Here is a 26693-nt window from a genome sequence, read left to right as displayed (position 1 = left end):
GTGAATCTAGGTATTTGATGCGATATAGATAAATCGCTCGATGATCACGCCCACGGCCACGGCGAATGCCGGGATGGCCACCCACAGCAACCGCCGGCGCGCCTTGACCGCCCGGTTCGGCCCGTTGAGCCGGATCACCTCGTAGCCGAACAGAGTTACCCAGGTCACGGCCAGTGCCGCGAGGCCGACCGGCGTCCAGGGCGAGGTGGGGTCGCCGCGTCCTGTGTACGGGAGGGGTTCCGGGATCTCGGTGCCCTTGACGAACTTCTTCCAGGTGTACAGAGCGGCGTCCTTGTTGGCGTAGACCCTCTTGACATCCGGCGAGGCGTCCAGCGCGGCCCTGAACCTGGGACCCCAGTCTGCCGGGAAGCCCTCGTTGAGCTGCAGGTAGGCGATCTGACCGGTGCTGACGGCGAGATAGGTGTTGCGCGGGCTCGCCTTGAGCGTCGCGACCGCCTTGGCGATGTTCGTCGGATCCTGGTAGACGAGCGCCTGGCCGTTGAAGTTGACCAGTTCGATGTCCTTCTCGCCCCACGGCAGCGTCGGCGTGACCTCGGGACCCTCCTTGGCCGTCAGGTAGAGGACCTTGGCGCTCGGCTTGTCGTGCGCGTAGATGTAGTGCATCGCGGCGACCTCGCCGGTCGTCACCCGCTCGAACTTCTCGTTGCCATAGCGGGCGATCAGGAACGCCCCCGCGAACACCACCGCGAAGCAGGCCGCGAGCACGACCGACAGCTTCCTGGTCAGCTCGGGGTTGAAGCGGACATTCCGCTTGCGCATGGGCACGGTCTCTTCGCGCACGTCCGCGCTGTCGGCGGGCAGGTTCGGGAAGAACGCGTACGCGGCCAGCAGGCAGGCGCCGGGCAGCGCGAACATGTAGATGCGCAGCCCGATCTCGCCGCCGTAGCTCTGCAGCCCCAGCGCCAGCACCGGCACACAGAGCAGGATCAGCGCCGCCCGGTCGACCACCCCGCGCCGCAGTCGCCTGAACAGGCCGGTCGCCGCCAGGGCGAGGATCACGACCAGGATGCCCAGCCGCGCCTGCAGCACCATCGCGTGCGCCGGGTCGCTGCCCGCGATGCGGTCGCCGGTGTTGCGCTGCAGGTTCGTCAGAATCCGGCCCAGGCCGCCGAAGATCGCGTCGATCTGGCCCGCCCAGAAGCCCACGGTCTCGTAGCTGATCCAGGCCAGCACGGCCAGGCCGAGGAAGAACGGCAGCGCCCAGGTCAGCTTGGTCCGCTTGAAGATGAGGAAGGCCGTCACCACGCCGAGCATCATGAACGGCGTGATCTGGTGCGAGGCCGTCGCCGCGAAGAACAGCGCGAGCAGCATCAGCAGCATCAGCAGCCGGTCGGCCCGGAACGTACCGGTGTTGGCGATCTCGCCCGGCGTCATCGCGTCGAGACGGCCGAGCAGCTTGCGCAGCCCCTTCGGCGCGATCGGCTTGGTGCGCGGCTCCACCCGCCCGAACCAGCGCAACAGGATCGCGACAAAGGCCAGATAGAGCGCGAAGGTAAAGCCCTGCGGCGAGAAGTAGTCCTGCCCGATCCACTGCACCAGCACGAACAGCAGCGCCGCGTACCAGCGCGCCCGCGTGGTGGCCACCACCTGGCGCAGGATCAGCACGAACGGCAGCAGGTAGAGCAGGTTCGTCAGCAGCGGCGTCCACTGGAGGATCGTGGTCATGTCGCTGATGCCGGCGGCCTTCGTCACGAAGGCGAACAGCGCGAAGTAGCCCGGCCAGCCCATGCGGGCGTCGATGCTGATCGCGGTCTCGCCGGTCCGGCCGATGAAGTCGACGAAGCCCGCGTGGATGTACGCCGTGGGGAACCTGGGCTCGCTGGCCACCAGCGAACCGGCGCCGTGCAGGGCGAAGGTGATGACGGCGATCTGGAACAGCAGGAGGAACTTACGGTCGGTGCTCTGGGCGACGGTGACGAAGAACGACACCAGCATGATCAGGATCGCGGCGAACGCGCTGGCCGGGAGGGCGGCGATCAGGCCGAGACCGTTGATGTCGGCCGGGTCCACGCCGCGCAGCGGGCCCGGGGCCACGCGCAGGGCGAGGACGTACATGATCAGGCCCTCGACCGTGAGCAGCGCGGGGAGCCACATGGGCGCGCTGCGCCCCAACTGCCGCAGCCGCTCGCCCAGGCCCCTCGCCTTGGCGGGGGCGGGTTCGGTAGCGGCGGGTGTCTTGGCCGGAGGCTTGGCCGGGGTCTTGGTGGCGGTTGAGGCGGGGGGTGGGGCGGGGGGCTCGACGGGCGTTTTCGCGGGAGCCGGGGGAGCTTCCACGGCCAGACTCGCGACTGGGGCGGCCGCCACCTTCGTCGGCACGGTCCCCGCGGCATCGTCATCCGCGGCGGACACCGCCTCGTCCGCGGCCGGACCCTTGGCGCCCTTCGGCTCCTTCGCGGCCTTGGGCGCCTGCGGGCCCTCAGCCTCCTTCGGGTCCTTGGCGGCCTTGGGCTCCTGCGGGCCCTCAGCCTCCTTCGGGCCCTTGGCGGCCTTGGGCTCCTGCGGGTCTTCGGGCCGCTGCGGGTCCTCCGACTCCTTCGCATCCTTGGTGTCCTCGGGGGCTCTTGGCGGCGAGCCGATGTGGAGGGTGGCGGGCAGGCGGATGGCGGGCAGGGTGCCCGTCTCCGCCTCGTCATCACCGTCGTCATCACCGTCGTCGTCACCGTCGGCGACGTCCGTGGCGGGGCCGGTCGGGCCCTTCGGGACCGGCGGCCGGGGGATGATGCCCGTGGCGTCCGGATCGAAGGGCACGCCCGTTTCCCCCTCTGCCTCGGTGCCGTCCGTGGAGTCGCCCACGTGCTCGGAGGAGCCCGTGATCCCCGTTGTCATGCCATCGCCGTCGCGTTGCCTCACGTTGACCATCATGCGGCCCCGGACGACCCCTGAGTGACGGGAGTCCGCCGTGTATCGCCAAGAATGAGTATTTTGCGAAGAGATTTGAAGATCAAAAGTGCCATCAAAGTCTCGCTGAGCAACAAGCCGTACCCAACGGCGTTGACTCCGGCGAACGGGAACAGCGCCAGGATCGACACGAGAACGAGCACCGCGAGCCCGATCTGCACGAAGGCCAGCTGCCGCGCGTCACTCCGCGCCCGCAGCACGCTCAGATAGACCTCGATCAGCACCCGTGGCAGCACGGCCAGCGCCATGAGCCGCAGCAACGTCGTACCCACCGCCGCGAAGCCGTCCCCGAAAACGCTCAGGATGAGGGGCGCGCCCGCGAGCACCACGACGATGATCGGTACGATGATCATGAAGGCTCGCTGCAGCGCCCGGCGGCAGTTCTCGGCCAGCTGCGACCGGTCGAAGGAGCCCTCGACGGTCAGTGACACGGCCATGTTCATGGCCAGCAGTTCGATCATGCTGGCCAGCGTGTGCGCCATCGAGAAGCGGCCGAACGTGGCCTCGTCCACCCGGGTCGCGACGACGGTGGGCACGAGGTAGACGATGGCCAGGATCGACAGCGTGCCGGGGAAGTCGCCGGCCAGGAACCGGCCGATCTCGCGCAGCCGCGGCGGCTGCTGGACGGTCTCGGTCCGCTTCATGTGCCGGGGGACGATGACGCCGAAGATCAGCCAGTTGACCGGGATCAGCGCCAGCGCCGTCGGCACCATCCAGGAAGTGAAGATGCCGCCGTCGGGCAGCGCGCCGGCCATCGCGATCAGCAACCCCATCTTGGCCAGGCCGAAGACCAGGTTGTTGAGCGGCACCCAGGTGGCGTTGCGCAGTCCGGTCAGCACCACGTCCTGCAACGTGAACACCGACCAGACCAGCACCGAGCCGAGGAAGAACAGGCCGGGCCCGAACGCGCCGAGCACCGAGTAAGTGCGTCCCCACAGCGGCAGGGTCAGCAGGAAGCCGAGTGCCGCCACGCCGCCGGTCGCCGCCGCCAGGCCGTACCCTCGCAGGATGAGCTCGGGGATGCGGCGGCCCGCCAGCGGGAGAAAGCGGGAGAGCGCGCCCACCAGGCCCAGCGCGGTCAGCGACGCGAACAGCCGCATCGCGGTGATCATCGCCTGGCCCCGGCCGAACTCCTCGGGCGTGTAGAAGTGGGCGGCCAGCAGCCAGTAGCCCATGCCGAGCGTCGCGGTGATCGCCGTGTTGGCCATCAGCGCGTAGCCGTTGCGGAACAGGGGGTTACGAAGGTCGCGCAGGACCCTCCCCCAGAGGCTAGACATTTCCACGCACCCGCTGCAGGCCGTACCTCGTGCGCCTGACGATCGCGTAGCCCTTGGTGAGGACCCGTTCCTTCAGGTAGATCAGGGGCACACCAGTGCCTTCGACGGCGCGCTTGAACATGCTGATGGACGTGTGCCGGGCCACGGTCAGCCGGGGGATGGCCAGCATGTCGTGACGGTCGGCGGCGATCGAGTTGTTCACCGCGCAGGCGGCGAAGTAGCCGGCCTTGCGCACCTCGCGGCGTACGCGGGCGCTGGAGTAGCCATAGGGGTAGGCCATGGTGGCGACCGGCGCGCCGATCTTCTCCTCCAGCAGGCCCTTGTTCTTACGCAGCTCCTGGCGCAGCTCGTCGATGTGGAGCTGGTCGAGCTGCGGGTGGCTGTGGCTGTGGCCGCCGATCTCCATGCCGGCCTGGGCGGTCTCGCGGGCCTGGCCCCAGGTGAGCATGTCGTCGAGCGGCCGGCCCGCGGCGTCGTCGCCGGCGTCCGCCACCCAGCCACTGGTCAGGAAGACCGTGGCCGGGAACTTGTAGCGGTCGAGCAGCGGCAGCGCGCGGCTGTGGAAGTCGGCGTAGCCGTCGTCGAAGGTCAGGACGATGGGTTTGTCCGGCATGCACCTGCCGTTGTTCTTGTTCAGTGAGGCCACCAGATCGCCCAGCGTGAGCGGGGTGAACCCGCTCTCCGACAGGTAGGCGAGCTGCTCGTCCAGGTCCGACGGCCGTACCGAGTGAGGGAGTGTCTCCTCGTTCGGGTCGTCGGCGACAGAGTGGTACATCAATATCGGTACGCGGATCATCAGCGCACTGCCTTCAGTCGTGCCGAGCCGATCAGGTAACCCCAGGTGGTCCAGGCCAGGCCGACCACGATCGCGGCGGCCCGGCCGAGCCCGCCGACGTCGCCCCGGAACGCCTCGCCGACGCCCCGCAGCGCGCCGAGCGGCAGCGTCTTCAGCGCGTGCGCCCGCTCACTGGCCAGTCCGTCCTGGGTGCCCACCTCCTGCGTGACCAGGGCCTTGGACAGTCCCTCCGCGTAGCACCTGGATCTGAAGTAGGCGAATCGCTCGCGCTGGCGCGACACCTTGTGCCCGATCAGCGCGCGCGGCTCGAACAGCATGACCGAGCCGGGCTTGCGCTGGCTCAGCCTGATGCAGAACTCGGTCTCCTCGCAGCCCAGCGGCCGGCTCTTGCGACCCTGCACGCTGCGCCCGATGCCGCTGTGGAAACCGCCCACCTCGGAGACGACCTCGCGCAGGAAGGCGGCGTTGCCGCCCATCACATTGCGGATCGGCGCTCTCACCGCGGGCATGCCGCGATAAGAGCAGCCGACCGTCCAGTCGAACTCGTAGGGGAACCAGCGCGGCCTGCGCTGGGACGCCCACAACGGCTCGGTGCGACCGCCCACGCCGACGACACCCGGTTCCTGGAAGCCCTCCTCCAAAGCCTCCAGCCAGCCGGGATCGGCGACGGCGTCGTCGTCGAGGTACGCGACGATGTCACCGGTGGCCGTGGCCACGCCGGTGTTCTTGCCGCCGGACAGCCCCTTCTCGTGCGTGTTCTCCACCACAATGGCCTGTGGGTAAGCACGCTTGAGTTTCAGGTGCAGGTCCGGGTTGTAGTCGACGACCAGGATCAGCTCGTACGGTCGTCGCCGCTGATTCTCGACCGACTCGACGGCTTGCCTGATGTCCTCCCACCGCTCGTCGGTGTATACGCAGATGACAACAGACGTCTTCACAACGGACCTTCTTACGCGACACCCCGGTCCGCGGCCGGAGCAGTGGCGGGCTTGGGCTGCGGAGGGGCGGGCTGGCGGCGCCACTCTCGCAGGATGGTCTTCAGCACACGCATGCCGTCACGCACGACGCGCAGGTTGCTCTCGCCGTGGATCCGGTTGCGCTCGTGGCTCGGCACCTCGTGCACCTTCAGTCCGGCCTTGGCGGCGCGGACGTTCAGCAGCGTTTCCACCTCGAAACCGTCGCAATCGAGGTCGAGCACCTCGAGGTGGCGGGCCCAGAAGGCGTTGTAGCCGTAGCACAAGTCGGTGTACTGCGTGCCGTACATCATATTGACGATGCTGGTGAGGACCTTGTTGCCCAACCGGCGGCCGAAGGTCAGGTCGTCGCTGCCGCCACCGGCGGCGTAGCGCGATCCCTTGACGAAGTCGGCGCCGGTCACCAGCGCACCGACGAACGTGATGATCTCGTGGCCGTCGGTGGAGCCGTCGGCGTCGATCATCACGATGATGTCGCCGCTGGCGGCGGCGAAGCCGGCGGCCAAGGCGTCACCCTTGCCCTTGCCGGTCTGGGTGACCACCTTCAGGTTGGGCCGCAGGCGTCTGGCCACCGCCACGGTGTCGTCGACGGAGTTGCCGTCGACCAGGATGATCTCATCGATCCACTGGGGCAACGTGGCGAAGACATGGGGCAGGTTGTCCGCCTCGTTCATGGCCGGGACCACGACGCTCACCGTGGGAGAGATGGCCAGGTGAGGCGTGACCGGGGTGAAACGCTCAATAGGTGGCATCGATCGCAGCGGCGCGATCTGCACTTTGCCGTTGTGCTTGGTGATGTCGGGACTCATGGTGAGGGAATTCCTTCCGAGACCCAGCACACTGGCCGGACGCAGCCACTCCCGGGTGCAGGAGGAATGGCGGTGCTGCGAACGGTGCATGAAGGGTCCACTGGGAGCGAGGGTTGCGCGGGGATTGCTAGGGCTGTACGGGTGGGAGCGCTAGCGCGCTCCCGTTGGTTCCTTGACGACTGCGTTGGATGACTCCTGGTGCTGCAAAGTGCTGCGCACCCGACCGAAACCCTTCAGGACTCTGTCGGCTGCCCTATAGAGAGACGGCCGGTCCATGACAATTGTTCGGGCTTTGTTGAAAGGAGTTCTGCCCATCCAGTGCACCGCCGCCGACGCGGAGGGTCTGGAGACCCGGCCCTCGGCGACGTACAGCACCCCACTCTTGAGCCAGTCCTTGTATTCCTTGCCGCCCTTGCCCATGTCCACCATGTGCAACCCGGCCGCCGCGGCGGCCTCTGCCATTTGCAGATGGTGCACGATGCCCGGTGAGTACCGGGCGAACTCGGTGTCGTAAGCGGGGAACCACCCGACGAGCGTGGTGGCCGTGCGCAGTCCAAAATGGCCGGCGACTGGCACGTCTCCCGCGTACAGCATGGTCAGGACACCCGAGAAGTCAGCCGACTTCTCGGCGAACATCAGGTCGATCAGCTCGACGATCCAGGGCTGGGCGAACCGGTCGACCCGGCCCGTCCGTCTGTACTGGTCGGACTTCCACGCGAGCAGGGTGCGCAGCACCTCCGGATCGGCCGAGGCCCATTCGAAGCGCAGCCCACCGTGCTCCCTGCCGAACTTGCGCTCCTTGTAGCGCACGGTCTTCAGGTTCTTGGGGGAGTTGGTCTTCACCTGCTGGAGCCAGGCGTCGAAGCCCTGGGTGAAGTCCATGACCGGCGCCGGGCGCACGTCGCTCTCGTAAGGAGCGAACGTCGGCTGCCCCGCGACCAGGTGGTCGAAGTCGAAGACGCTGAGCTTGCAGGCCCTCAGCAGCGCGCGGGCCTCTAACTTCAGGTCCGGCTCGGAGATCAGGCCATGGCAGGTGGTGAGGAAGCCGCCGAGCGGCTTGCCGATGCCGAAGCTGTGGCGCTCGTACGGGAAGAAGCCGGCGATGCCGGTCTCGTCCTGGATGACCGCGACCCGGACCCGATCCCGCAGGCGGTCCATCGCCAAGGCGAATTCGACGGAGAGGAATGGGTTGTCCAGGCTCGGGTCCGCCTTCTGAAGCGCCCGCCACCTGGCCCGCTCGGACTCGCCGAGGTCTCCGGGGCGAACCACTGTGATGTTCACCTTGGCCTGGCCCCCTGTTCGGTCTGCATGTTCTTCCCCCGGTACAACACGCGAAGCACGTACATGAAGCCTCCGAGCACGGCGACCGTTGCCACACCGGCCCGAGGCGACCATGCGTTGAACTGCAGCATGGCTTGGGCGAGAAGCACGTTAAGCACGAGACTTGCCGCAGCTCCTACTGATAGTGCGGCAAGCGGGTCACGATCACGCAACAGTCCTACGACTGCGGCTCCTGGCACCACCAGAAGGAAAAGAGAGATGAGGAGCGGGCGCAGCGGTGTCTGGATGTCGAACAGCGCGATCACCGCTCCCGCGATGCAGGCGAGCGCGAGGAGCCACGTCAGCGCTCTGCGGTGCTTGAGCATCTACTTGTCTTCTCTCCTGGGGCCTAGCTGGGTAAAGGCGCGATTGATCGCATTTCATGGGACCAATGCACCCGTGGACACGTCAATGCCGACGCTTGGCGACGCGCTCCGGTTTACCGGCAGGCAGATATTCTTCGTGTGTTTTTGAACACACGGTCATACTCCGGCCTCCGTTGCGGTCCCCAAACCACAAGGATGCCCTACTTGCGGCAAGATCTTCGAGCTATGGTCCGTTTTATCCCCACTTGTCACGTAAGTGTACTCCGGGCTCAGCAGTCACTGGCGTGGGGGCGGGCCATTTGACGACCGGGAGTCAGAATTTCCTGCCTTATCAGGCGGAATATCATCCCGAGTAACCATGTCACACATCAGGAGTCGTGGGGCGGGTCTACCTGGACGTTGTCCACGGACGTGCTCTGCGTCGGCCCGCTGGGCGTCTCGCTCGGCTCGGGACCGCTCGTCGGCTGGTCCGTGGGCGGCTCCGGGGTCTGCTCCGTGCCGCCGTGCCACGACAGCGAGCATTTCGCGCCGCCGCCGTTGGAGCTGAAGGACACCGAGCCGCTGCCACCGGTGCCGGGGTCGTCGACCGTGACCCAGATCGCCATCGAGCCGCCCGCCTTGATCGACCCGCTCGCGGGATACACCTGCAGCCCCGCGGACGCGGTCGCGCGCCAGGCGACGGTGGCGTTGCGCGCGGTCAGCCCGATCTTCGCGGCGTCCTCGACACCGTCCGGGCAGGAGGTGGCGAACCGGGCGCCGCGGACGGTCTGCCGGCGGGTGGCCGTCGGGGCGGCCGCGGGCTTGGTGGTGGCGGGTCTCGTGCTCGGCGCCCCGCTGCGGGACGCCGTGGGCGACGGATCAGGCGTGGGCGTGGTGTCGTCCTCCGACTCGGGCTCCGGCGTGGTGCCGGTCAGGTCGTCAGGAGAGCCGGTCAGGTCGTCAGGAGAGGCAGCGGGGGAGGCCGAGGGGGCGGGGGCCACGCGCAGCGCGGTCTTGGCGGGGTCGCCGCTGTTCATCGCGACCATGGCGCCGGTCGCCGCGAGCACCGCCGCGCCGGCCAGCAGCACGGGCCCGAGGCGGCGCGGCCGGCGGCGGCGCGAGCGCCGCTCGACCGCCACCGGAAATCCCGTGCGGTCGAAGCTGTCGCCCCGGTCGGTGATCAGCGTCCGGGTCTGGTCCCGCTCCGGGTTGACGCAGGTGTCGACCACCCTGCGGCGCAGCGAAATGGGGGGATAGGCCACCGGCACCATGTCGAGCAGCCGGGTGGCCGCCACCTGCCGGTGCCGCCCCTCCGTACACACCTCGCACCCTGAGATGTGTCCCGACAATCGCCGCCGCAGCAACGAGGTGAGCGGCCCTTCCCACGAGTCCAGCATCGCCGACAGGTCAGGACAGTGCGCCCGTCCGGTCCTGGCCAGGATCACGGCGGCGGCGGCGTTCTCCAGATGATCGCGGGCCCGGCCGAGCCGGGCGGTGGCCTGGCGAGAGGTCAGCCCGAGCACAGCGCCGACCTCCGCCGGGGTGAGCCCGTGACGCAGTGACAGCTCCAGGACCTCGCGCTCGTTCCTGCTCAGCTCCCCGAGCGCCTCGTGCACCAGCGCGGCGAGCTCGGGATCCTCCGGCTCGTCGAAGACCGGCAACGGAACGCTGTCGGTCTTGGCCGAGCCGCTCCTGTGGGCCAGCCGGGCGACAGCCTGGAACCTGGTCAGCGCGTACAGCCAGGCTCTCAGCCGGCCGGTCTCCTTCAACCGCGAGACGCACCCGTGCGCGGTGACGAGCGCGTCATGTACGGAGTCGGCCGCGGCGTCGCGCTCCCCGGTAAGAGAGCACGCGTAGTCGTGCAACCGCTCGGCATAAGCGTCATAGAGCTTGGCCGCGCCTTCGACGGCACCCATCCGAAGCGCGTCGACCACCTGCTGATCGTCACCGCGGTCAACAGCCGGCCATCCAGACACGTTTCCTCCCCGCTGGTCGAGGGCGGAAGCCCTCACGGCGGGTAGGACGCCTCCCCGCGCGAGCGGGGTTACCACAGCGTGCCAGTCCATGCCCAACTGGCATGAGCTGGGAAAACGGTGTCAGATGTGACTAATGGGGTCAGCCATCGCAGCGCGGCGCGCAGAGGCGGCGCTGCATGCCCTGGAGGAAGAAGTCGCGCACCTGCAGCACGTTCTTGGCGATGTAAGCCTCGCCACCGGTCGCCTGCGCGAGCGCGTCCATCTGCTGCTTGCCCTTGGGCGCGTCCGGGCCGAAGGCGATGAGGAGGATGCTGACCGGGCGCTTGGGGTTATACGTCTTCTTGAGATAGTTCAGGATCTGCTTGTTGCTGAGCCCGCCGTCCGGATCGTCGTTGCCGGCGCCGTCGGTGAGGATCACGATCGTGTTGATCTTGTCTTCCTGGTACGACTTCGTCATTTCCGCGTACGCGGCCTTGAGCGTGTCGTTCAGTCCTGTGTCACCCGTGGCCTTGGCCTGGGCGGCCCCCAGTTGCCGGCCCAAGGCGTCCTTGCGGAGCACGCCGTTGACGCTCTCGCTGAGCGGCCCGACCGAGACCACCTCGCGCCAGTCCTTGCCCTGTCCGTCGAGGTGGGTGGAGAACGCCCACACCCCGATCTCCGCGTCGGCGGGGAACAGCCCGAGCCCCTCGACGGCGATCTTGCCGATGGCCTGCATGCGGGTCATCTTCGTGCCGGGGACGGGCAGTGCCATCGTGCCCGAGACGTCGAGCAGGGTGAGCAGGCGGGTGCCGAGGTTCAGCCGGGACCAGGTCTGCGCCATGCTCACCACGGTCTTGTCGTCCGGGGTGGGCAGCGGTGTCGGCGGGGCCGGGGTGAAACCCTTGTCCTTGGACAGGGCGTCGCCGGCCTTGCCGTCGGGTGTACGGAAGCCCTGCTCGCGCAGCGTCCGGTGGGCCGACTCGGTGCCGAGCTCCTGCTTGAACGCCGCGGCCGCCTTCTGCGCCGCCGCGTCCTTGGTGACGATCACGAGCGGGTAGTCGAGGCTGAGCGTGCCTTCGGCCGGGTAGAGCGGCACCACCGGGGTGTCAGGCTTTTTCGTGTTGTGGAGGTAGATGGTCTGCTCGGACGTGACGCCGATCGGGACCTTGCTCCCGGACTTCACGGTCAGGCTGGCCAGCAGCGCGGCCGGGTCGGCGACGAGCTGGCCCGACAGCTCCTTGAGCGCGCCCACCAGCGCCTTGCTCTGACCGGCCTGCTGGGCCGAGCCGGCGGCGGCCAGCAGCGCGGCCATCCCGGCCGAGTTCTTCTGCGGGTCGAGGGCCAGTACACGGACCTTCTTACCGGGTCCGTCCGGATTGGCGACGTTCGCCGCCGCGATGACGCCCGCCCAGCTCGGCTGGAGGCTGCTGGCCAGCTTGGCCGCCGCGGCCTTGGCGGCCACCAGCACGACCGGCGAGGTGGCGATCGAGCCGCTGGACTCCGGCAGGGCGGCGCCCGCGGCCTGGCCGCGGAGCCTGGAGACGACGAGGCTGGAGTCGGCCACCCACAGGTCGGCGTTGATCTTGCCGGCGGCCAGCGCGTTCGCGGTCCGCGCCGCGGCCTCCTTGGCCACCGTCACCTCGACGCAGCGGCTGTCGATCGAGTGCATGGCCTTGTTGTAGTTGCCGGCGATCTTGTTGAGCGCGGGCTGGATGTCCGGGCTCGCGACGACGCGCAGTGGCAGCTTGCCGTTCGAGCAGTCGTGGTCGCGGTTAAAGATGACGAACGCCGCGACGCCCAGCAGCACAGCGAGTGCGACCGCCCCGGCGAGCGGGACGAACACCTTGCCGCGGCCACCACCGTTCCCACGCTTTCGGGGAGTCGGTTCCTGAGCTTGGTAGCCGCCGTCGAGCTCGTCTGTGCGGTGTCGCCCCACGATGTCCTCTTCGGTGTGTCGGGACCTTTCGGAGACCCTAGCGGGAGATGCTCCGCAATACTTCCGGAACGATACTCGGTGCGCTTACTGTGGCAAAACAGCCCGTTTGGTGCGACGATTACCTGGTGTGACGGTCAATGGCAGCATGAGTGACCGCGCCAGGCCCGAGTTCCCTCCCTCGTGGCGACCGCCGCCAGAGCCAACGCCACCACCGGATCGACCCACCACCAGCCGAGCGTGTTCAGCCACAATCCCGTCAGGACGCCCGCGGCCATCGCGGCGCAGATGAGGTTCTGGGTGCCTTCCCCCGAGGTCGCGGGGGACCCGAGCCGCCGGCCGAGCCGCCGCTTGACCAACCCCAGCACCGGCATGCTGGCCAGGCTGACCGCGGTCACCACGATGCCGAGCGCGGTCGGTACGGCCCGATGGCCGGCGTCGAGATCGTGGGCGACGTGGATGACCAGATAGGGCGCCAGCAGCCAGAAGCTCACCGCGACCGCCCGCCCCGCCCGGCGCTCCGCGCTCGGCGACAGCGTGCGCGAGCCGGTGAACCGCCACACCACGATCAGGCTCGCCACCGCCTCCACGAGAGCCGACAGCCCCCAGCCGATCAGCGCCACCGAATGCGCCCCCAGCCCCGCGGCCAGCCCGAGCGTGCTCTCCACCGCCAGCCACACGAGGGTGAGCACCGAAAGGGAGCGAGCCACGCGCGCAGCGCGCAGCCAGGCGGCTGACGCGGCCGGATGAGCGTGAACTCGCTGTTCAGGCACCTTGAACCCCCGAATCCCGACTCCGGCCGTCGACAGCGATAAGTAAGCTACCCATTACTAATGGTGACCTTAGGGTCTACGAGCAAAGCTTGTTCAAGGTTCGCGAGGTAATCTTCGAAGATCAGCTACGGGGGAGGAGTTGGGGCCGGTGCCGTTCACGCCCAGTCACATCGCGGCGGTGCTTCCCCTGGTGTCGTCGCCCCGATTCCGCAGGCTGGCCAACCCATGGGCGCTGGCGATCGGCGCGATGGTCCCCGACCTGCCGATCTTCCTGCCGTTCCTGCCCGACTACACCGACTGGCACTCCTGGCGCGGCGTCGTCACCATCGACCTGGCCGCCCTACTCATCCTGCTGGCCCTGTTCCATCTCTTCTTCCGCGAGCCGCTGATCTCCCTGCTCCCACCCGCCCTCGCGGGCCGCGCCGCGACCCTGCTCCCGCCGCGCCTCCGCGACCTGCCGGCCATCCTGGCCGGCGCCCTGATCGGCGCCGCCTCCCACGTCCTGTGGGACTCCTTCACCCACTCCACCGGCCCCGGCGAGTGGGGTCCGTGGCTGGGGGTGTCGGTGTTCGGGGTGATCAGGCTGTTCCGCCTGCTCCAGTACACCTCCTCAGTGGTGGGCCTGGCCATCGTGGTGTGGTGGGCCTGGCGCGGCCTCACCCGGATGGGCGCCGCGACCGTCCCCGACCGGCTGCGGCTCCACGCGGGCGTACGACGGGCGGTCCTGGCCCTCTGCATGGCCGGCACCGTCGCGGGCGCCTTTCTCTGGCCCCTGGTCGACGAGCCCGTCCCCCAGCTCGGCATCGCCAGCGTCATCACCAAGGTGGGCGCGGGCACGCTCGTGGGCCTCTGCCTGGTGCTCAGCTGCTATGCGGTGGTCTGGCAGGTCATGCGCCTCATGGCAGTATCTGAAGGTGCCTGACTACGTAACGGACCCCGCCGACCCACGCCTGACCGACTACACCCGGCTCAGGGACGTGGACCTGCGCAAGAGCCTGGAGGCGGAGCGCGGCCTGTTCGTGGCCGAGGGCGAGAAGGTGATCAGACGCGCGATCGGCGCCGGCTACCCGATCAGATCGGTCCTGACGACCCCGCGCTGGCTGGAACCGCTGGCGGACGTGCTCGGGGACGCGACGGTGTACGTGGTGAGCGACGAGACCATGCTGGGCGTCGCCGGGTTCCAGGTGCACCGGGGAGCGCTGGCGTCGATGGAGCGCCTGCCGCTGCCGTCGGTGGAGCGGGTGCTGGCGGGCACCTCACGCGTGGTGGTCCTGGAGGACCTCGTGGACCACTCGAACGTCGGCGCGATCTTCAGGTGCGCCGCCGCGCTGGGGGTGGACGGGATCGTCCTGTCGCCTCGGTGCGCTGATCCGCTGTATCGGCGGTCGGTGAAGGTCTCGATGGGCGCGGTGTTCTCCATCCCGTACGCGCGCATGGACGACTGGTACAACGGGCTGGAGCAGATGCGTGACGCGGGCTATCAGCTGCTCGCGCTGACCCCTGATCAGAGCGCCACGCCGCTGGACGCGGTGAAGATGACGGATCGGGTGGCGCTGCTGCTGGGCTCCGAAGGAGACGGGCTCTCCTCGCGGTGGTCGCAGGAGGCCGATGAGCCCGTGTGCATTCCCATGAGCCCGGCGGCCATGGCGGCCGGTGTGGACTCGCTCAACGTGGTGGCGGCGGCTGCGATCGCTTGCCATGGCCTCATGCGCGGCAGTGCCGGGCTCTAGGAGTCGTCTCTCTCGGAGGCTCTGACCAGGGCGGATCGAAAGATCGGTAGGGCTACCGATAAACATACGTATTTGCACACCCGATCGCAGCGCTTAGCGTCTGGCGGCAGCAAGGTCAACGGTTCGGCGCTCAAACCGCTCCCTCACCCACCCCCCTTTCCCGGTCGGTTCCGCGGCCCAGGCGATCCCTGAGGCGGCGTGGTCGGCGTGCGCGCGCACGCCGCGGCGTCCGGGAAACGCCGAAAGGAGCACCACGCGTGAAACGCACTGCCTTAGCCGCCGCGGCTGTGGGACTCGCCACTGCCGCGTCGATGGTTCTCGCCGTCCCCACCGCGTACGCCGCCCCTCCCGGAGCCGGCAAGCAGGACTCCGGCGCGCAGGCACGAGCGGCGGCCGACCCGGCCTCCCTCGCGGCGGCGGTCGCCGACAAGGCCGTCTCCAGCGGGCTCGACAAGCTGGCCAAGGGGCCGGACGAGGCGTACAGCCGCGTGTCGGTCACCCGCGGCACCAGCGACATGTACTTCGTCGGCTACGAACGCTCTTACAAGGGGCTGCCGGTGGTCGGCGGCGACGCGGTCGTCGTCACCGACTCGGCGGGGCACGTCCGCGACACCGTCGCGGCCGGGCCGAGCGCCCAGGACGTGCGGACCACGGCCGTGATCAGCGCGGAGAAGGCCACGGAGGTGGCGAAGACCCGGCTCTCGCGCGTCGACGACTCCGCCGCCCCGCGCCTGGTGGTGCTGACCTGGAGCGGTACGCCCAAGCTGAGCTGGGAGGCCGTCGTCAGCGGTCTGGTCAAGGGCCGGCCGAGTATCCAGCACGTGTTCGTGGACGCCCGCACCGGCAAGATCGCCGACTCCTACGACCTCGTACGTGAGGGCAGCGGCAACGGCTACTACTACGGCCAGGTCACCATCAACACGAGCGGCTCCGGCAGCTCGTACTCGATGACCGACACGACCAGGCCCGGCATCCAGTGCGGTGGGCAGGGCGGCACCGCCTACACCGGCACCGACGACGCGTGGGGCAACGGCAGCGGCACCAACCTGGAGACCGGCTGCGTCGACGCGCTCTACTCCGTCCAGCGCGAGTGGGACATGCTGGGTGCCTGGCTCGGCCGCAACGGCATCAACGGCAGCGGCAGGGGCTTCCCCGCCCGCGTCGGCCTGGCCGACGTCAACGCCTACTGGAACGGCAGCTACACCAACTTCGGCCACAGCCAGGACAACGCCCGGCAGGCCACCAACATCGACGTGGTGGCGCACGAGTTCGGGCACGCCATCTTCCAGACCACGCCCGGCGGGGCCGGTTCCGGAAACGAGAACGGCGGCATCAACGAGGGCAACGGTGACATCTTCGGCGCTCTCACCGAGGCCTACGCCAACAACCCCAACGACCCGCCGGACTACCTGGTCGGCGAAGAGGTGGACCTCGTCGGTGACGGGCCGATCCGCAACATGTACAACCCGAGCGCGCTCGGCGACCCGAACTGCTACTCCTCCTCGATCCCCAGCACCGAGGTGCACGCGGCGGCCGGCCCGCTGAACCACTGGTTCTACCTGCTGGCCGAGGGCAACAATCCCGGCGGCGGCAAGCCGACCAGCCCCATCTGCTCCGGCGGCCCGTCGTCGGTGACCGGTGTCGGCGTGCAGAAGGCCGGCCAGATCTACATGGGCGCCCTGAACCGCAAGACCTCGAGCTGGCGCTACACCAACGTCCGCGCGGCCTCGGTCGCGTCCGCGATCGAGCTGTTCGGCGCCAACAGCGCCGAGTGCAACACCACCAAGGCGGCGTGGAGCGCGGTGAGCGTGGCGGCGGCGACGGGCGAGCCCGCCTGCGGCACGTCCACCAACGACTTCTCGCTCTCGCTCAACCCGTCGACCGGTAGCGCGCAGCCCGGCCAGCAGGTGACCACCACGGTCAACACGCAGACGACGTCCGGCAGCGCCCAGACGGTCACTCTGACCGCGTCCGGGCAGCCCACCGGTGTCACGGCGAGCTTCAGCCCGTCGTCGGTCACCTCCGGCAACTCCTCGACGCTGACCCTGTCCGTCGGCTCCTCGGTGGCGCAGGGCTCCTACCCGATCACCGTCACCGGTGCGGGGTCGGCCACGCACACCGCCGTCTACACCCTCCAGGTCGGCACCGCGACCCGCGACTTCTCGATCTCGGCCAACCCGACGTCCGGCACGGTACAGGCCGGCTCCGCGGCCACCACCACGATCGGCACCACCACGACGGCGGGCACCGCGCAGACCGTGAACCTGGCCGCGACCAGCGGTCTCCCCACGGGCGCCACGGCCGCCTTCAACCCGGCCTCGGTGACCTCGGGCGGTTCGTCCACCCTGACGATCTCGACCGCGCCGACCACGCCCGCCGGCTCGTACACGGTGACCGTGACCGGCACCGGCGTGACGGCGACGCACACCACGACCTACGCGCTCACGGTGCAGAGCACCTCGGGCGGCAGGACGTTCACCAACGGCACCGACTACACCATCAACGACTTCAGCACGATCCAGAGCCCGATCACCTCCACGGCGACGGGTACGGCGGTCTCGCCGGTCAAGCTGTCGGTCACCATCGCGCACACCTGCGCGGAGGATCTCGACATCCGGCTCCGCGGGCCGAACGGCACGTGGTACTCGGTCGACAGTTCCGGCGGCACCAGCTGCACCTCGTACGGCACCAGGACGTACTCGGTCCCGGTGAGCCAGCAGGCGGCGGGCACCTGGGTGCTCGAAGTCACCGACGACTACTTCCTTGACACCGGGCGCCTGGACACCTGGAGCATCACCCTCTGACACACGACACCAAAGCCCTGGCCGGTCATCCGGCCAGGGCTTCGGCTCATGGAGGGAGAGCCACTTCGTTACGAGTGCGGACGCCGAGTTTCTGCAGCACCCGCGCCACATGGGTGTCGACCGTGCGACGTGACAGGAACAGCACCTCGGCGATCTCCCTGTTGGTCCGGCCGAGCACGACCAGCCTGGCCACCTCGCTCTCCCTGGGCGACAGCACCCCGCCGGCCGGCTTCCGCCCCCGGCGCGGCCGGCCGCCCGCGCCGATCTCCCGCAGCAGATGGCGGCAGCGTGCCGCGTCGTGGGTGGCGCCGAGCGCGGTGAAGCGCTCGTCCGCGTGAGTGAGGATCTCCGCGGCGGTCGCCCGGTCGCCGAGCGCGAGCCGCGCGCCCGCCTCGGCCTCCGCCGCCCGAGCCGCCCCGTACGGCCTGGGCATCGCCTCGTAGGCGGCCCGCGCCCGACCGTAGTAGCGGGCGGCCTCCTCGAACCGGCCGCCCGCTCCGGCCAGCGCGCCGCGCGCCGACTCCAGCGCCGCCTCGGCCGCCGGCGCGGTCGTGCCCGCGACGCCCGCCGCGAACTCGGCCACCAGCTCGGCGGCCTGGGCGCGGTGCTCGGCCCTGAGCAGCGCGGTGACGGTCGCCGGCACCACCTGCTCGCCCCACACCCACACGCCCTTGCGCCGCAGCCTGGTCACCGCGCTGTCGGCCTCCGACAGCGCGTCCTCCACCGAATCGCGGGTCAGGTGCAGCTCGACCAGCCCGCCGGAGGCGGCGGCCGCGACCGGGAGGAAGGCCGAGTCCGGCTCACGCGGGCCGGCCGCCTCCAGGTGCTCGCCGGCCTCCTGCCACTCGCCCCTGGCCAGCGCCAGCATGCCCAGGACCAGCCGGGCGTCCACGCTGAGCAGCGGCGTCTCGGGGGTCATCTCGACCGCCGCGAGTGCCCGCTCCCGCAGGCCGTCCCAGCGTCCGGTCAGCCAGTCGAGCTTGATCGACGACACCTCCACCAGGTAGGCGGGGTACAGGGCGCCGGTCTCACCGGCGATCCGCCTGCCCTCGCGCGCGAACCGGCCGGCCGGGCCGTAGTGGCCGAGCGCGGTCGCCGCGTCGCACAGGTTGGAGTAGCCGCGCGCGGCCTGCCTGCGTATCGCCGCCGACGGATCGCTCACGGGCAGCGTGTCGGCCAGCGCGAAGGCGTCGGGCGCGCCCACGAGCATGGCGAAGGTGACCTTGTTGACGTACACCGTCGCCGTCAGTTCGGGGTCCTCGTCGGCGACGGTGACGAGGAGGCTCTCGGCCTGGTCCATCCACTTCTTGTGGGTGGCGATCGGCTCGCCGCCCCAGGCAGGCATGGCCAGCAGCGCCAGCCCTCTCGCGGCGATGCCGGGCCGGCCGGTCAGGTCGGGGAGCGCGGCGAGGACCTCCTGACGTCCCGCCGCGATGTCGCCCGCCTGGTTGGCCAGCAGTACGCCCAGGTTCAGCCTGGCCTCGCCGCGGACGTCCCCGGTCAGGAAGTCGTCCGACAGCAGGCGGCGGAGCATCCGCACGGCGCGCCGATGCGAGAGCCCGATCGTCGCGAGCCGGCTGAGCCGGAGGACCAGCGGGCCGCGGGCCTCGCGTGGCAGCTTGGGGTCGGCCAGCATGCCCTCCAGCAGCTCGACCACGAGCGGGACGTCGCCGAGCGCCGCCGCCTGGTCCGCGGCGGCGACGCCATGCCTGCGCCACGCCTCGTACTCGCCCGCGCGCCTGGCATGGTAGGCCAGCTGTACGAGCGGCGGCGGGTCCAGCGCGGCCAGTGCCGCCATGGCCCGTCTGTGGGTGAGCTGCCTGTCGGGGCCGGGGATCGCGTCGTAGACGGCCTGCTGGGCGAGCGCGTGACGGAAGCCGTACTGGCCGTCGGGGTGCTCCAGCAGGACACCGGCCTTGAGCGCCTCGCGCAGGGCGGCCCCGGCGGGGGCGATCGTCGGTTCGTCGGTGGTGCTGGAGATGGCGGCGATCGGCGGTCCGTGGGCGGTGTTGGAGACGGCGGCGATCAGTGATTCGTCGGCGGGGAGCTTGAGCACGGCGGCGGCGTGCACCGCGCGCAGCGCGGGCGGCGACAGGTCCGCGAGGCGCTCCGCCATCGCCTCGCGGAGCAGCAGCGGCACCGCGACGCGGTCGAGCGCCTCCGGCTCCTCCACGCCGCCGGGGAACTGGCCGTCGCCGTCGAGCAGCGAGCGGACGACCTCCTCGATGAGGAACGGTACGCCGGCGGTCCGTTCGCGCAGTCTGGCGGCGAAGCCCGCCGTCACCTGGGGGCGGCCGAGCAGCGTGCTGGTCAGGGTCCTGACGGCCTCGACGTCCAGCGGCTTGAGCGAGATCACCACGCTGTTGGCGCCCGGCGGATGCCGGTAGGCGTGGCCCAGCGGCAGCCCGGTCACGGGCAGGTCCTCCCGCCGGAAGGTCACCACCAGCGCCAGGCCCTCGGGCGGTTGCTGGGTGAGGAACCGCAGCAGGTCCCGGGTGCCGTCGTCGGCCCAGTGCAGGTCCTCCACCACCAGGACGACCGGCGCCGCGGCGTCCAGCAGCGCGTGGACCGCGCGGAACAGGCGGTGCCGCTCGGCTCGCGGGTCGTCGACCGGCGGGAGCGAGGGCGGCAGGTGCCCGGCCAGCTCGGGGAGGTAGCCGCGCAGTGCCCCGGTCACCGGGTTGAGCGCCTCGGTCCCGGGCAGGGCGGCGGCGACGTGGCGCAGCGCGTCGAACACCGGGCCGTACGGGAAGGGCTCCCTGAGCTGGTGGCAGTGGCCGAGCAGCACGGTGCGACCGCCGTCGCGCAGGACGTCGATGGCCGCCCGCGCCAGCCGAGTCTTGCCGATCCCCGCCTCGCCCTCCACCAGGGCCACGGCGGGCGGTCGGGTGATCGCGCCGAGGAGTGCTCGCAACGGCGCTTCGCGTCCGACCATCGCGGGACTGGCGACACTCGTCATCGGCGTCTCCGAGGGTCCGGGTTTGGTGCCCGTGCCGGAATACCGTTATCTACTACCAGTCATCTACGGTCAACCCTCGCTTTACTGACATATCATCCTTTAACGCTATAAAGCGGACGGGCGGGAGGGGTATCGGCGCTCGGCTCAGCGGGCGCGCTGAGGAGGCTGTGCGCGTCCCGATGGGCCCGGGCCACTGATCGCTCCGTCGGCCGAGCCTCGCCGAAGATATGACCCAGGCTTCTGCCGCTGTCCCGGACTGTTCGGGTGGCCGATAAAGGGCTTGGGCGATTTCAGCGACATAGAGCGCTTGATGGCTGCATGGCTCTTCTGCGCGACGCCTCATAATGCAGCGCCAATCGGAATCATAGTGTCCGGCGTGATGTCGCGGCCATCCCTAAGCCTGGGTATGTGGGCTCGGCCGAATCACTCCTAACTTTAAGGAGTCAGGAGCTCGCCACCCTAAAAGGGGAACAGAAATGCGCGGTAAAGTCACCACCAGGCGCGGGATGCGCAGGCTCGGCAGTGCCCTCATCGCCACGGGGCTGTTGTCGGCCGGCCTGATCGCGTCCGCGGCCGGAGCGAGTGCGAGCACCGCCTCCGCTCGCTCGTTCTTCAGCTTCGAGGTCTTCCTGAGCAACAACACGGGTTGCGACCTGGTGCTCGTCACGGCACGGCTCGACCACGGCGAATGGAGCAGACGGCCGCCGGCCCGGATCAAGTCGGGCAGGCTCGTCAGCTGGGAGTCCGAGTCGAACGGGGTCGCCACTGGAACCGAAGGAGAGGCCGACTACATCACCGAGAACTGCGATCCCTCGAGCAACAACACCAAGAGGATCCATGCGCACTGGGACAACCCGGCCTTTGGTAGCAATTCCGGCGACGCTGCCGGAACGGACCCCGCCTTCCGTACCAACGTCGTGATCGGCGGCGGTCACCACGCGGGCGGGCAGTTCACCTACTTCCTGCCTGAGTGATCCAGCCCGGTAGCAGAAGTACCAGCGGATTCACCGAGCGGTGGGCGCGGGGTTCCCCGCGCCCACCGCTTACCACCGATGGGCCCTGTCGGCTGTGGCCGGCGCGACCTCGACGGCGGCCGTACGGTCGGCGGGTACTTCGACGGCCTGGGTGTCACCGGAGGATGGAAATCCGAATTCAGCGAGATTTTCGCGGGGACCAATGGGTCTGCCGTGGCCCATGACTGCATGGACGGGCGGTTGACCTCACGAAGTGTGCGCGTTAACTGGTTCACCTCGTTCCTCGCCGCCATTTCCTATGATGCCGACAGCACCGAGCCGGCCTTCCGGGTCGATATCAACGGCGATTCAGAAGAGCACGCGACCGTGCGGTTCACGCTGCGGGCGGCATGGCTTCAGGTCGGCAAGTTATTCCGAAACGATGGTCAAGGTACGCCTTGACGGCTTCCTGGGCCGAAGTTATTTTGTGCGCATGATCAAGAGGAAAAAGCGGAAGCGTACGTTATGAGAGGGCCGTTCCGCAGTTGGCGGCACGTGCTCACCACCCTCTTACTCGTGGCGGCGACCCTGGCCATAGGTCAGGGCGCCGCGTACGCCGACTACCCCGGCGACGTGTGTAACGAGGCGGCGCAGGACGACATCGTCACCGTCAGCGGCGAGACCTGGGAATGCGCCTACGACGGGGACATCGACGACTACATCTGGAAGCCCACGTTCGAGGAGCTGGGACCGCCCGACTACTGGATCTTCAGCTACGGCTGGGCCACGTCCACCACGGGCGGCTATGAGCACGGCACCCGGTCACGGGTGGAGTTCCTGCGGGACGGCGTTCACACCGGGGCCGACGGCTTCTCCTACCGCGATGGCAGCCGGCGGCGCACCACGCAGGTCAGCGAGAGCCTCCTCTACTACTGGGACGGCGGCACCTGGGTGCAGTGCGGCGGCACCGGGCAGGTGTCGGGCTCGTCCTCCTTCACGTTCGCCCCGACCTGGGGCTGGGGCGGCGCCTGCGGCGAGGACCGCTACTACGCGACGACCGCCTGGTCGTGGCAGTGGACGGGCTCGGCGTGGAACGGCTCCTCGGCTTGGTCCGGCTTCCTCTGGGCGCCGTGCCGGGGGTGCCTTGCGGCGACGGACCCGCCACCGCCACCTACGGGACGGCCCTCGGTCGCCCCGCCCGCACCGCCGATCGGGCCACCTGGACGCCTGAAGCTGCGCCCGCCGACGGGCACGACCCCGAAATCGGTACGGATGTGAGAAGCCCGGCTCGGGCCTGACTCCGGCTCGGGCCCCGCCCCGGGGCCTGGCCTGCCCCCGGCTCGGGCTTGTCCGGCCTGCCCCCGGCTCGGGGACAGGCCCGTGCCTGGAGGCGCCTGGAGGTGCCAGGAGGCGCTTGGCCCGTCATGCAGAACGCCGCCACCCGGCGGGTGGCGGCGACCTCTTGGGCGAACCGGGCTCTGGCCTTCGCCCTTTCCATCCGGTCGAGCCTGAGCGGCTTGCCGGCCGCCCCGGGTGCCGTCCTTTTCGAAGACCTCGCAGACGGCTCCCTGTCCGCCGGAGCCGAGCCGTCCGCAGAGCCGGTGATCGCCCACCTGCCGGTCAGCTCCTCGGGCGAATGGCGCTTGAACCATCGAGCCCCCCGCTTTCGATGGAGGAAGCCACCACGCGCGCCTCGGGCCGCAGGTGGGATCCAGCGTAGATCGGGTGACGAGCCGGGCACCTCAGGGCCCGGCCAGGGGATAGCCCTAAGGCCGCACCGCATCAGGACGGTCTTTCGAGCCCTGGGCGGTCGGCAACCGCTGTCCGGTGGGCCGTGTTCTCCTGTGCGGGTCGTGTTCTCCCATACGGGTCGGTCGGCAACCGCTGTTCGCCGGGCCGTGCTCCCTTGTACGGGCCGTGTTCTTCTAGAGGGGAGGTCCATCTCGATCGCCGATGGAGGCGCGATGCCCGCAGGATCGACCGACCACGACGTGATCATCATTGGTGCCGGATTCGCCGGCCTGTACATGCTCCACCGCCTGCGCGGCCTAGGCATGGCCGCCCGGGTCCTGGAGGCGGGCAGTGGCGTCGGCGGCACCTGGTACTGGAACCGCTACCCCGGAGCCCGCTGCGACGTCGAGAGCCTGCAGTACTCCTACTCCTTCGCCGAGGACCTTCAGCGTGAGTGGACCTGGACCGAGCGGTACGCCGCCCAGCCCGAGATCCTCCGCTACCTCGATTACGTCGCCGACCGCTTCGACCTGCGCCCCGACATCCAGCTGGACACCCGCGTCACGGCCGCCTCCTGGCAGGCGCCCGGAGTCTGGAGCGTCGAGACCGGCGACGGCGAGCGTCTGTCGGCCCGCTACTTCGTCACCGCGGTCGGCTGCCTGTCTGTGGCCAACCTGCCCGCTCTGCCCGGTTCCTTCGAGGGGCCGAGCTATCACACCGGACGGTGGCCGGCCGAGGGCGTGGACCTGTCCGGGCGGCGGGTGGCGGTGATCGGCACCGGCTCGTCGGCCATCCAGTCCATTCCGGTCATCGCGGAGAGCGCCGAGCACGTGACGGTGTTCCAGCGGACGCCCAACTTCAGCGTCCCCGCGCACAACGGGCCGCTGTCGCCGGAGTACGACCAGTGGTTCAAGGCCAACCACCAGGACCTCCGCCGTCAGCTGCGTACCTCCCACAGCGGTCTCCTGACCAGCCCCAACCCCGACTCCGCCCTGGCGGTGACGGACGAGGCGCGGCGGCACGAGTTCGAGGCGCGCTGGGAGCGGGGCGGCCTGGGCTTCCTCGGCTCGTTCTCCGACCTGCTGACCAACGAGGAGGCGAACAGGACGGCCGCCGGCTTCGTCCACGGCAAGATTTGGGCCACGGTCCAGGACCCGGCCGTGGCCGAGCTGCTCCTTCCCGGCGGCCACCCCATAGGAAGCAAGCGGCTCTGCGTGGACACGGGCTACTACGCCACGTACAACCGCCCGAACGTCACCCTCGCCGACCTCAGGACCGCGCCCATCCGGGAGCTCACCCCCGGCGGCGTGCGTACGGCTGAGCGTGAGCATCCGGTGGACGTGATCGTGTACGCGACCGGGTTCGACGCGATGACCGGGCCGCTGCTGGCCATCGACATCCGGGGCGAGGGCGGGCTGTCGCTGCGGGACAAATGGCGGGCGGGGCCCAGGAGCTATCTCGGGCTGATGAGCGCCGGTTTCCCCAACCTGTTCACGATCACCGGGCCCGGGAGTCCGTCGGTGCTGAGCAACATGATCGTCTCGATCGAGCAGCACGTGGACTGGATCGCCGAGTGCCTGGAGCGGCTGGACGGGCAGGTCATCGACGCGGATCCGCAGGCCGAGGACACGTGGGTGGGGCAGGTGAACGAGATCGCGGCGCTGACGCTGTTTCCGCGGGCGAACTCCTGGTACATGGGGGCGAACATCCCCGGAAAGCCTCGGGTGTTCATGCCTTACGTCGGCGGTGTTGGCGTATATCGGGATAAATGCAGTGAAGTGGCTGCCAAGGACTATCAGGGGTTTCTCCGCGGCTGAGGCGCCGCCCCACGGCCCCACGGCCCCGCGGTCCCGGCCGCCTCGCCGAGAGCGGGGGCCGCCCGGTCGTACGCGAGGTCGGGTCAGACAGCGGGCGCGGCGGTCGAGCCGCGGACGATCAGCTCGTGCGCGAACAGCAATCGCCCGTCCTCGGCGAGCGGTCGCGGCCCGGCGATGACCGGGCAGGTCGTCGCCGGGCCGTGGGATCAGCTGCCGGCGATCTGCTCGCCCGCGTAGTCGAGCAGCTTCTCGGCCGTGCTGAAGCGGCGCGCGTCCTGGTCCCCGAGGAGCACGCCCACCACCTGCCTGCCGCCGCGCTCCGCCGCGAACAGCAGGCAGTAGCCCGCCGCGTTCGTGTAGCCGGTCTTGACCCCCAGCACCCCGTCAGCCTGCGTGAGCAGTTTGTTGGAGTTGCGCCAGGTGTGCGCCCGGTGCGTGGATGTCTTGGCCACCTTGTGCACCTCGCGCCCGACGACCGTCTTGAACGTCGTGTCGCGGAGCGCCGCCTGCGCCAGCTTGGTCTGGTCGACGGCCGTGGAGTAACCGCCGTTGCTGGGTACGGGCAGGCCGTCGGCGTTGGTGTAGCGGGTGTCGGCCAGGCGCAGCTGCTTGGCCGCGGCGTTCATCTTGGCGACGAATGCCGCGTTGCCCGGCCCGTACGTCCTGGCCAGCGCGTTGGCGGCGTCGGCCCCCGACGGGAGCATGAGCCCGTACAGCAGGTCCCTGACCGTGAGCCGCTCGCCCTTCTTCAGCGAGGCGGTGGTGCCGCCGTACTTGGTCGCGTGCTTGACGTCAGCCGCGGTGATGGTGATGGTGTCGCCCAGTTTGGCCTCGCGGAGCACCACGTACGCCGTCATCACCTTGACGAGGCTGGCGACCGGGACGCGGCTCGTCTCCCGCTTGTTGAAGTGGATCGTTCCCGCTGAATCGACCACATACGCTGATTTTGCCGCCACAACGGGCGGGTCCGCCGCCTGCGCGGCCGCTGCGGGCGACGAGATCCCCACGACCACGGCGAGTGCGGCGCCGCCGATGAAACCCCCAATATGCATGCCGACATGGTCGCAGGTGATCAACGCTTAATATGCCGAACTCTGTCCCAAGTTGAGGACACTCAGGCGGCCAGCACCTTGTCCGCCCGCTTCTTCCGGCGCCACACGACGAACCCGACCACTCCGCCGACGAACAGCACCGCCAGGACCGCCGCCGTGATCGGCGACCGCGCGGCGACCTGGAGCCAGGCCCAGACCAGCGCGCTCAGGCCGAACCACCAGATGGGCGCCCAGGTCAGGCAGCCCAGCGCGCTGGCCACGAGGTACCAGGGGTAGGAGACGCGCAGGGCCCCGGCGACCCACGGCAGCGTGTGCCGGAGCATGGGCACCCAGAAGCACCCGTAGACCGCGAACGCGCCCCACTTCTCCACGACCCGCTCGACCTTCGCGATCCGCTCGCGACCGAGCCGGACGCCGATGCGCGAGTCGTAGAGCTTCTCGCCGAGCCTGCGGCCGATCCAGTAGTACGCCTGGAACGCGCCGAACAGGGCGATGATCAGCACGACTCCCAGCCAGATCGGCCCCACGGGTTCGATGGTGATCGCCAGCTGTCGCATCAAGGACCCCACCCCCCGTCGCGTGCTTT

The 26693-nt window shown here is 69.5% G+C and carries 20 protein-coding genes; 7 read left to right on the top strand and 13 right to left on the bottom strand.

The genetic code is table 11. From position 1 onward, the window contains the following. Nucleotides 1-6: 6 nt before the first annotated feature. The 10 genes from AB0B64_RS16430 to AB0B64_RS16385 all read right to left on the bottom strand — a co-directional run bounded on the left by AB0B64_RS16430 (nucleotide 7) and on the right by AB0B64_RS16385 (nucleotide 12998). Entirely contained in the window at nucleotides 7-2871 is a 2865-nt protein-coding gene (locus AB0B64_RS16430) for a hypothetical protein (RefSeq protein ID WP_358178180.1), read from the bottom strand. An 8-nt stretch (nucleotides 2872-2879) separates the two neighbouring features. Then, nucleotides 2880-4196: a hypothetical protein gene (locus AB0B64_RS16425; protein ID WP_357956019.1), complete on the bottom strand. Its 1317-nt coding sequence runs from the start codon at nucleotides 4194-4196 to the stop codon at nucleotides 2880-2882. Then, complete coding sequence (locus AB0B64_RS16420; protein ID WP_357956016.1) at nucleotides 4189-4992, bottom strand: polysaccharide deacetylase family protein; 804 nt, start codon at nucleotides 4990-4992, stop codon at nucleotides 4189-4191. Before AB0B64_RS16420 ends, AB0B64_RS16425 begins: the two co-directional genes overlap by 8 nt. Further along, complete coding sequence (locus tag AB0B64_RS16415; protein WP_357956014.1) at nucleotides 4992-5930, bottom strand: glycosyltransferase family 2 protein; 939 nt, start codon at nucleotides 5928-5930, stop codon at nucleotides 4992-4994. Before AB0B64_RS16415 ends, AB0B64_RS16420 begins: the two co-directional genes overlap by 1 nt. An 11-nt stretch (nucleotides 5931-5941) precedes the next feature. Beyond that, a complete protein-coding gene (locus AB0B64_RS16410; RefSeq protein ID WP_357956012.1) occupies nucleotides 5942-6775 on the bottom strand; it encodes a glycosyltransferase family 2 protein in 834 nt (277 codons plus the stop codon). Nucleotides 6776-6925: 150 nt separating this feature from the next. After that, complete coding sequence (locus tag AB0B64_RS16405; protein WP_357956009.1) at nucleotides 6926-8044, bottom strand: GNAT family N-acetyltransferase; 1119 nt, start codon at nucleotides 8042-8044, stop codon at nucleotides 6926-6928. Nucleotides 8045-8052: 8 nt separating this feature from the next. Further along, nucleotides 8053-8421: a hypothetical protein gene (locus AB0B64_RS16400; RefSeq protein WP_357956007.1), complete on the bottom strand. Its 369-nt coding sequence runs from the start codon at nucleotides 8419-8421 to the stop codon at nucleotides 8053-8055. Between the two features lie 368 nt (nucleotides 8422-8789). Then, entirely contained in the window at nucleotides 8790-10376 is a 1587-nt protein-coding gene (locus tag AB0B64_RS16395; RefSeq protein ID WP_358178178.1) for a sigma-70 family RNA polymerase sigma factor, read from the bottom strand. A 139-nt stretch (nucleotides 10377-10515) separates the two neighbouring features. Next, a complete protein-coding gene (locus AB0B64_RS16390) occupies nucleotides 10516-12291 on the bottom strand; it encodes a substrate-binding domain-containing protein (protein ID WP_357956003.1) in 1776 nt (591 codons plus the stop codon). 134 nt (nucleotides 12292-12425) lie between these two features. Then, nucleotides 12426-12998 carry a cation transporter gene (locus AB0B64_RS16385; protein ID WP_357956001.1) on the bottom strand — a complete coding sequence of 191 codons (573 nt, stop codon included), beginning with the start codon at nucleotides 12996-12998 and terminating at the stop codon, nucleotides 12426-12428. A 211-nt stretch (nucleotides 12999-13209) separates the two neighbouring features. Between AB0B64_RS16385 and AB0B64_RS16380 the strand changes: the two genes are divergently transcribed. From AB0B64_RS16380 to AB0B64_RS16370, 3 genes are all read left to right on the top strand, one after another. Further along, nucleotides 13210-13983, top strand: a complete 774-nt coding sequence (locus AB0B64_RS16380) for a DUF4184 family protein (RefSeq protein WP_358178176.1) — start codon at nucleotides 13210-13212, stop codon at nucleotides 13981-13983. Continuing rightward, nucleotides 13931-14791, top strand: coding sequence for an RNA methyltransferase (locus tag AB0B64_RS16375; protein ID WP_357955997.1), 861 nt, complete (start codon nucleotides 13931-13933; stop codon nucleotides 14789-14791). The genes AB0B64_RS16380 and AB0B64_RS16375 overlap by 53 nt, the downstream gene beginning before the upstream one ends. A gap of 257 nt (nucleotides 14792-15048) precedes the next feature. Next, entirely contained in the window at nucleotides 15049-17595 is a 2547-nt protein-coding gene (locus tag AB0B64_RS16370) for a M4 family metallopeptidase (RefSeq protein WP_358178174.1), read from the top strand. A gap of 46 nt (nucleotides 17596-17641) precedes the next feature. Here AB0B64_RS16370 and AB0B64_RS16365 read toward each other — a convergent pair whose 3' ends face one another. Then, nucleotides 17642-20554 carry an AAA family ATPase gene (locus AB0B64_RS16365; RefSeq protein ID WP_358178172.1) on the bottom strand — a complete coding sequence of 971 codons (2913 nt, stop codon included), beginning with the start codon at nucleotides 20552-20554 and terminating at the stop codon, nucleotides 17642-17644. Between the two features lie 476 nt (nucleotides 20555-21030). On the opposite strand from AB0B64_RS16365, the gene AB0B64_RS16360 reads away from it, so the two are divergent. The 4 genes from AB0B64_RS16360 to AB0B64_RS16345 all read left to right on the top strand — a co-directional run bounded on the left by AB0B64_RS16360 (nucleotide 21031) and on the right by AB0B64_RS16345 (nucleotide 25055). Next, the gene (locus AB0B64_RS16360) at nucleotides 21031-21528 is read left to right on the top strand and encodes a hypothetical protein (RefSeq protein WP_358178170.1); all 498 of its coding nucleotides are present in this window, start codon (nucleotides 21031-21033) and stop codon (nucleotides 21526-21528) included. A gap of 78 nt (nucleotides 21529-21606) precedes the next feature. Continuing rightward, the gene (locus AB0B64_RS16355) at nucleotides 21607-21969 is read left to right on the top strand and encodes a hypothetical protein (RefSeq protein WP_357955989.1); all 363 of its coding nucleotides are present in this window, start codon (nucleotides 21607-21609) and stop codon (nucleotides 21967-21969) included. A gap of 114 nt (nucleotides 21970-22083) precedes the next feature. Then, a complete protein-coding gene (locus AB0B64_RS16350; RefSeq protein WP_358178168.1) occupies nucleotides 22084-22785 on the top strand; it encodes a hypothetical protein in 702 nt (233 codons plus the stop codon). Nucleotides 22786-23471: 686 nt separating this feature from the next. After that, complete coding sequence (locus tag AB0B64_RS16345; protein WP_358178166.1) at nucleotides 23472-25055, top strand: NAD(P)/FAD-dependent oxidoreductase; 1584 nt, start codon at nucleotides 23472-23474, stop codon at nucleotides 25053-25055. A 206-nt stretch (nucleotides 25056-25261) separates the two neighbouring features. Here AB0B64_RS16345 and AB0B64_RS16340 read toward each other — a convergent pair whose 3' ends face one another. Both AB0B64_RS16340 and AB0B64_RS16335 read right to left on the bottom strand, forming a co-directional pair. Beyond that, nucleotides 25262-26107, bottom strand: coding sequence for a serine hydrolase (locus AB0B64_RS16340; protein WP_358178164.1), 846 nt, complete (start codon nucleotides 26105-26107; stop codon nucleotides 25262-25264). Between the two features lie 62 nt (nucleotides 26108-26169). Further along, complete coding sequence (locus AB0B64_RS16335) at nucleotides 26170-26664, bottom strand: VTT domain-containing protein (protein WP_357956329.1); 495 nt, start codon at nucleotides 26662-26664, stop codon at nucleotides 26170-26172. Nucleotides 26665-26693: the final 29 nt, after the last annotated feature.

The organism is Nonomuraea sp. NPDC049129 (assembly GCF_040648495.1).
Taxonomy (GTDB): domain Bacteria; phylum Actinomycetota; class Actinomycetes; order Streptosporangiales; family Streptosporangiaceae; genus Nonomuraea.
Note: the sequence above shows the minus strand (reverse complement) of the source record. Positions and strands in the feature narration are given on the sequence as shown.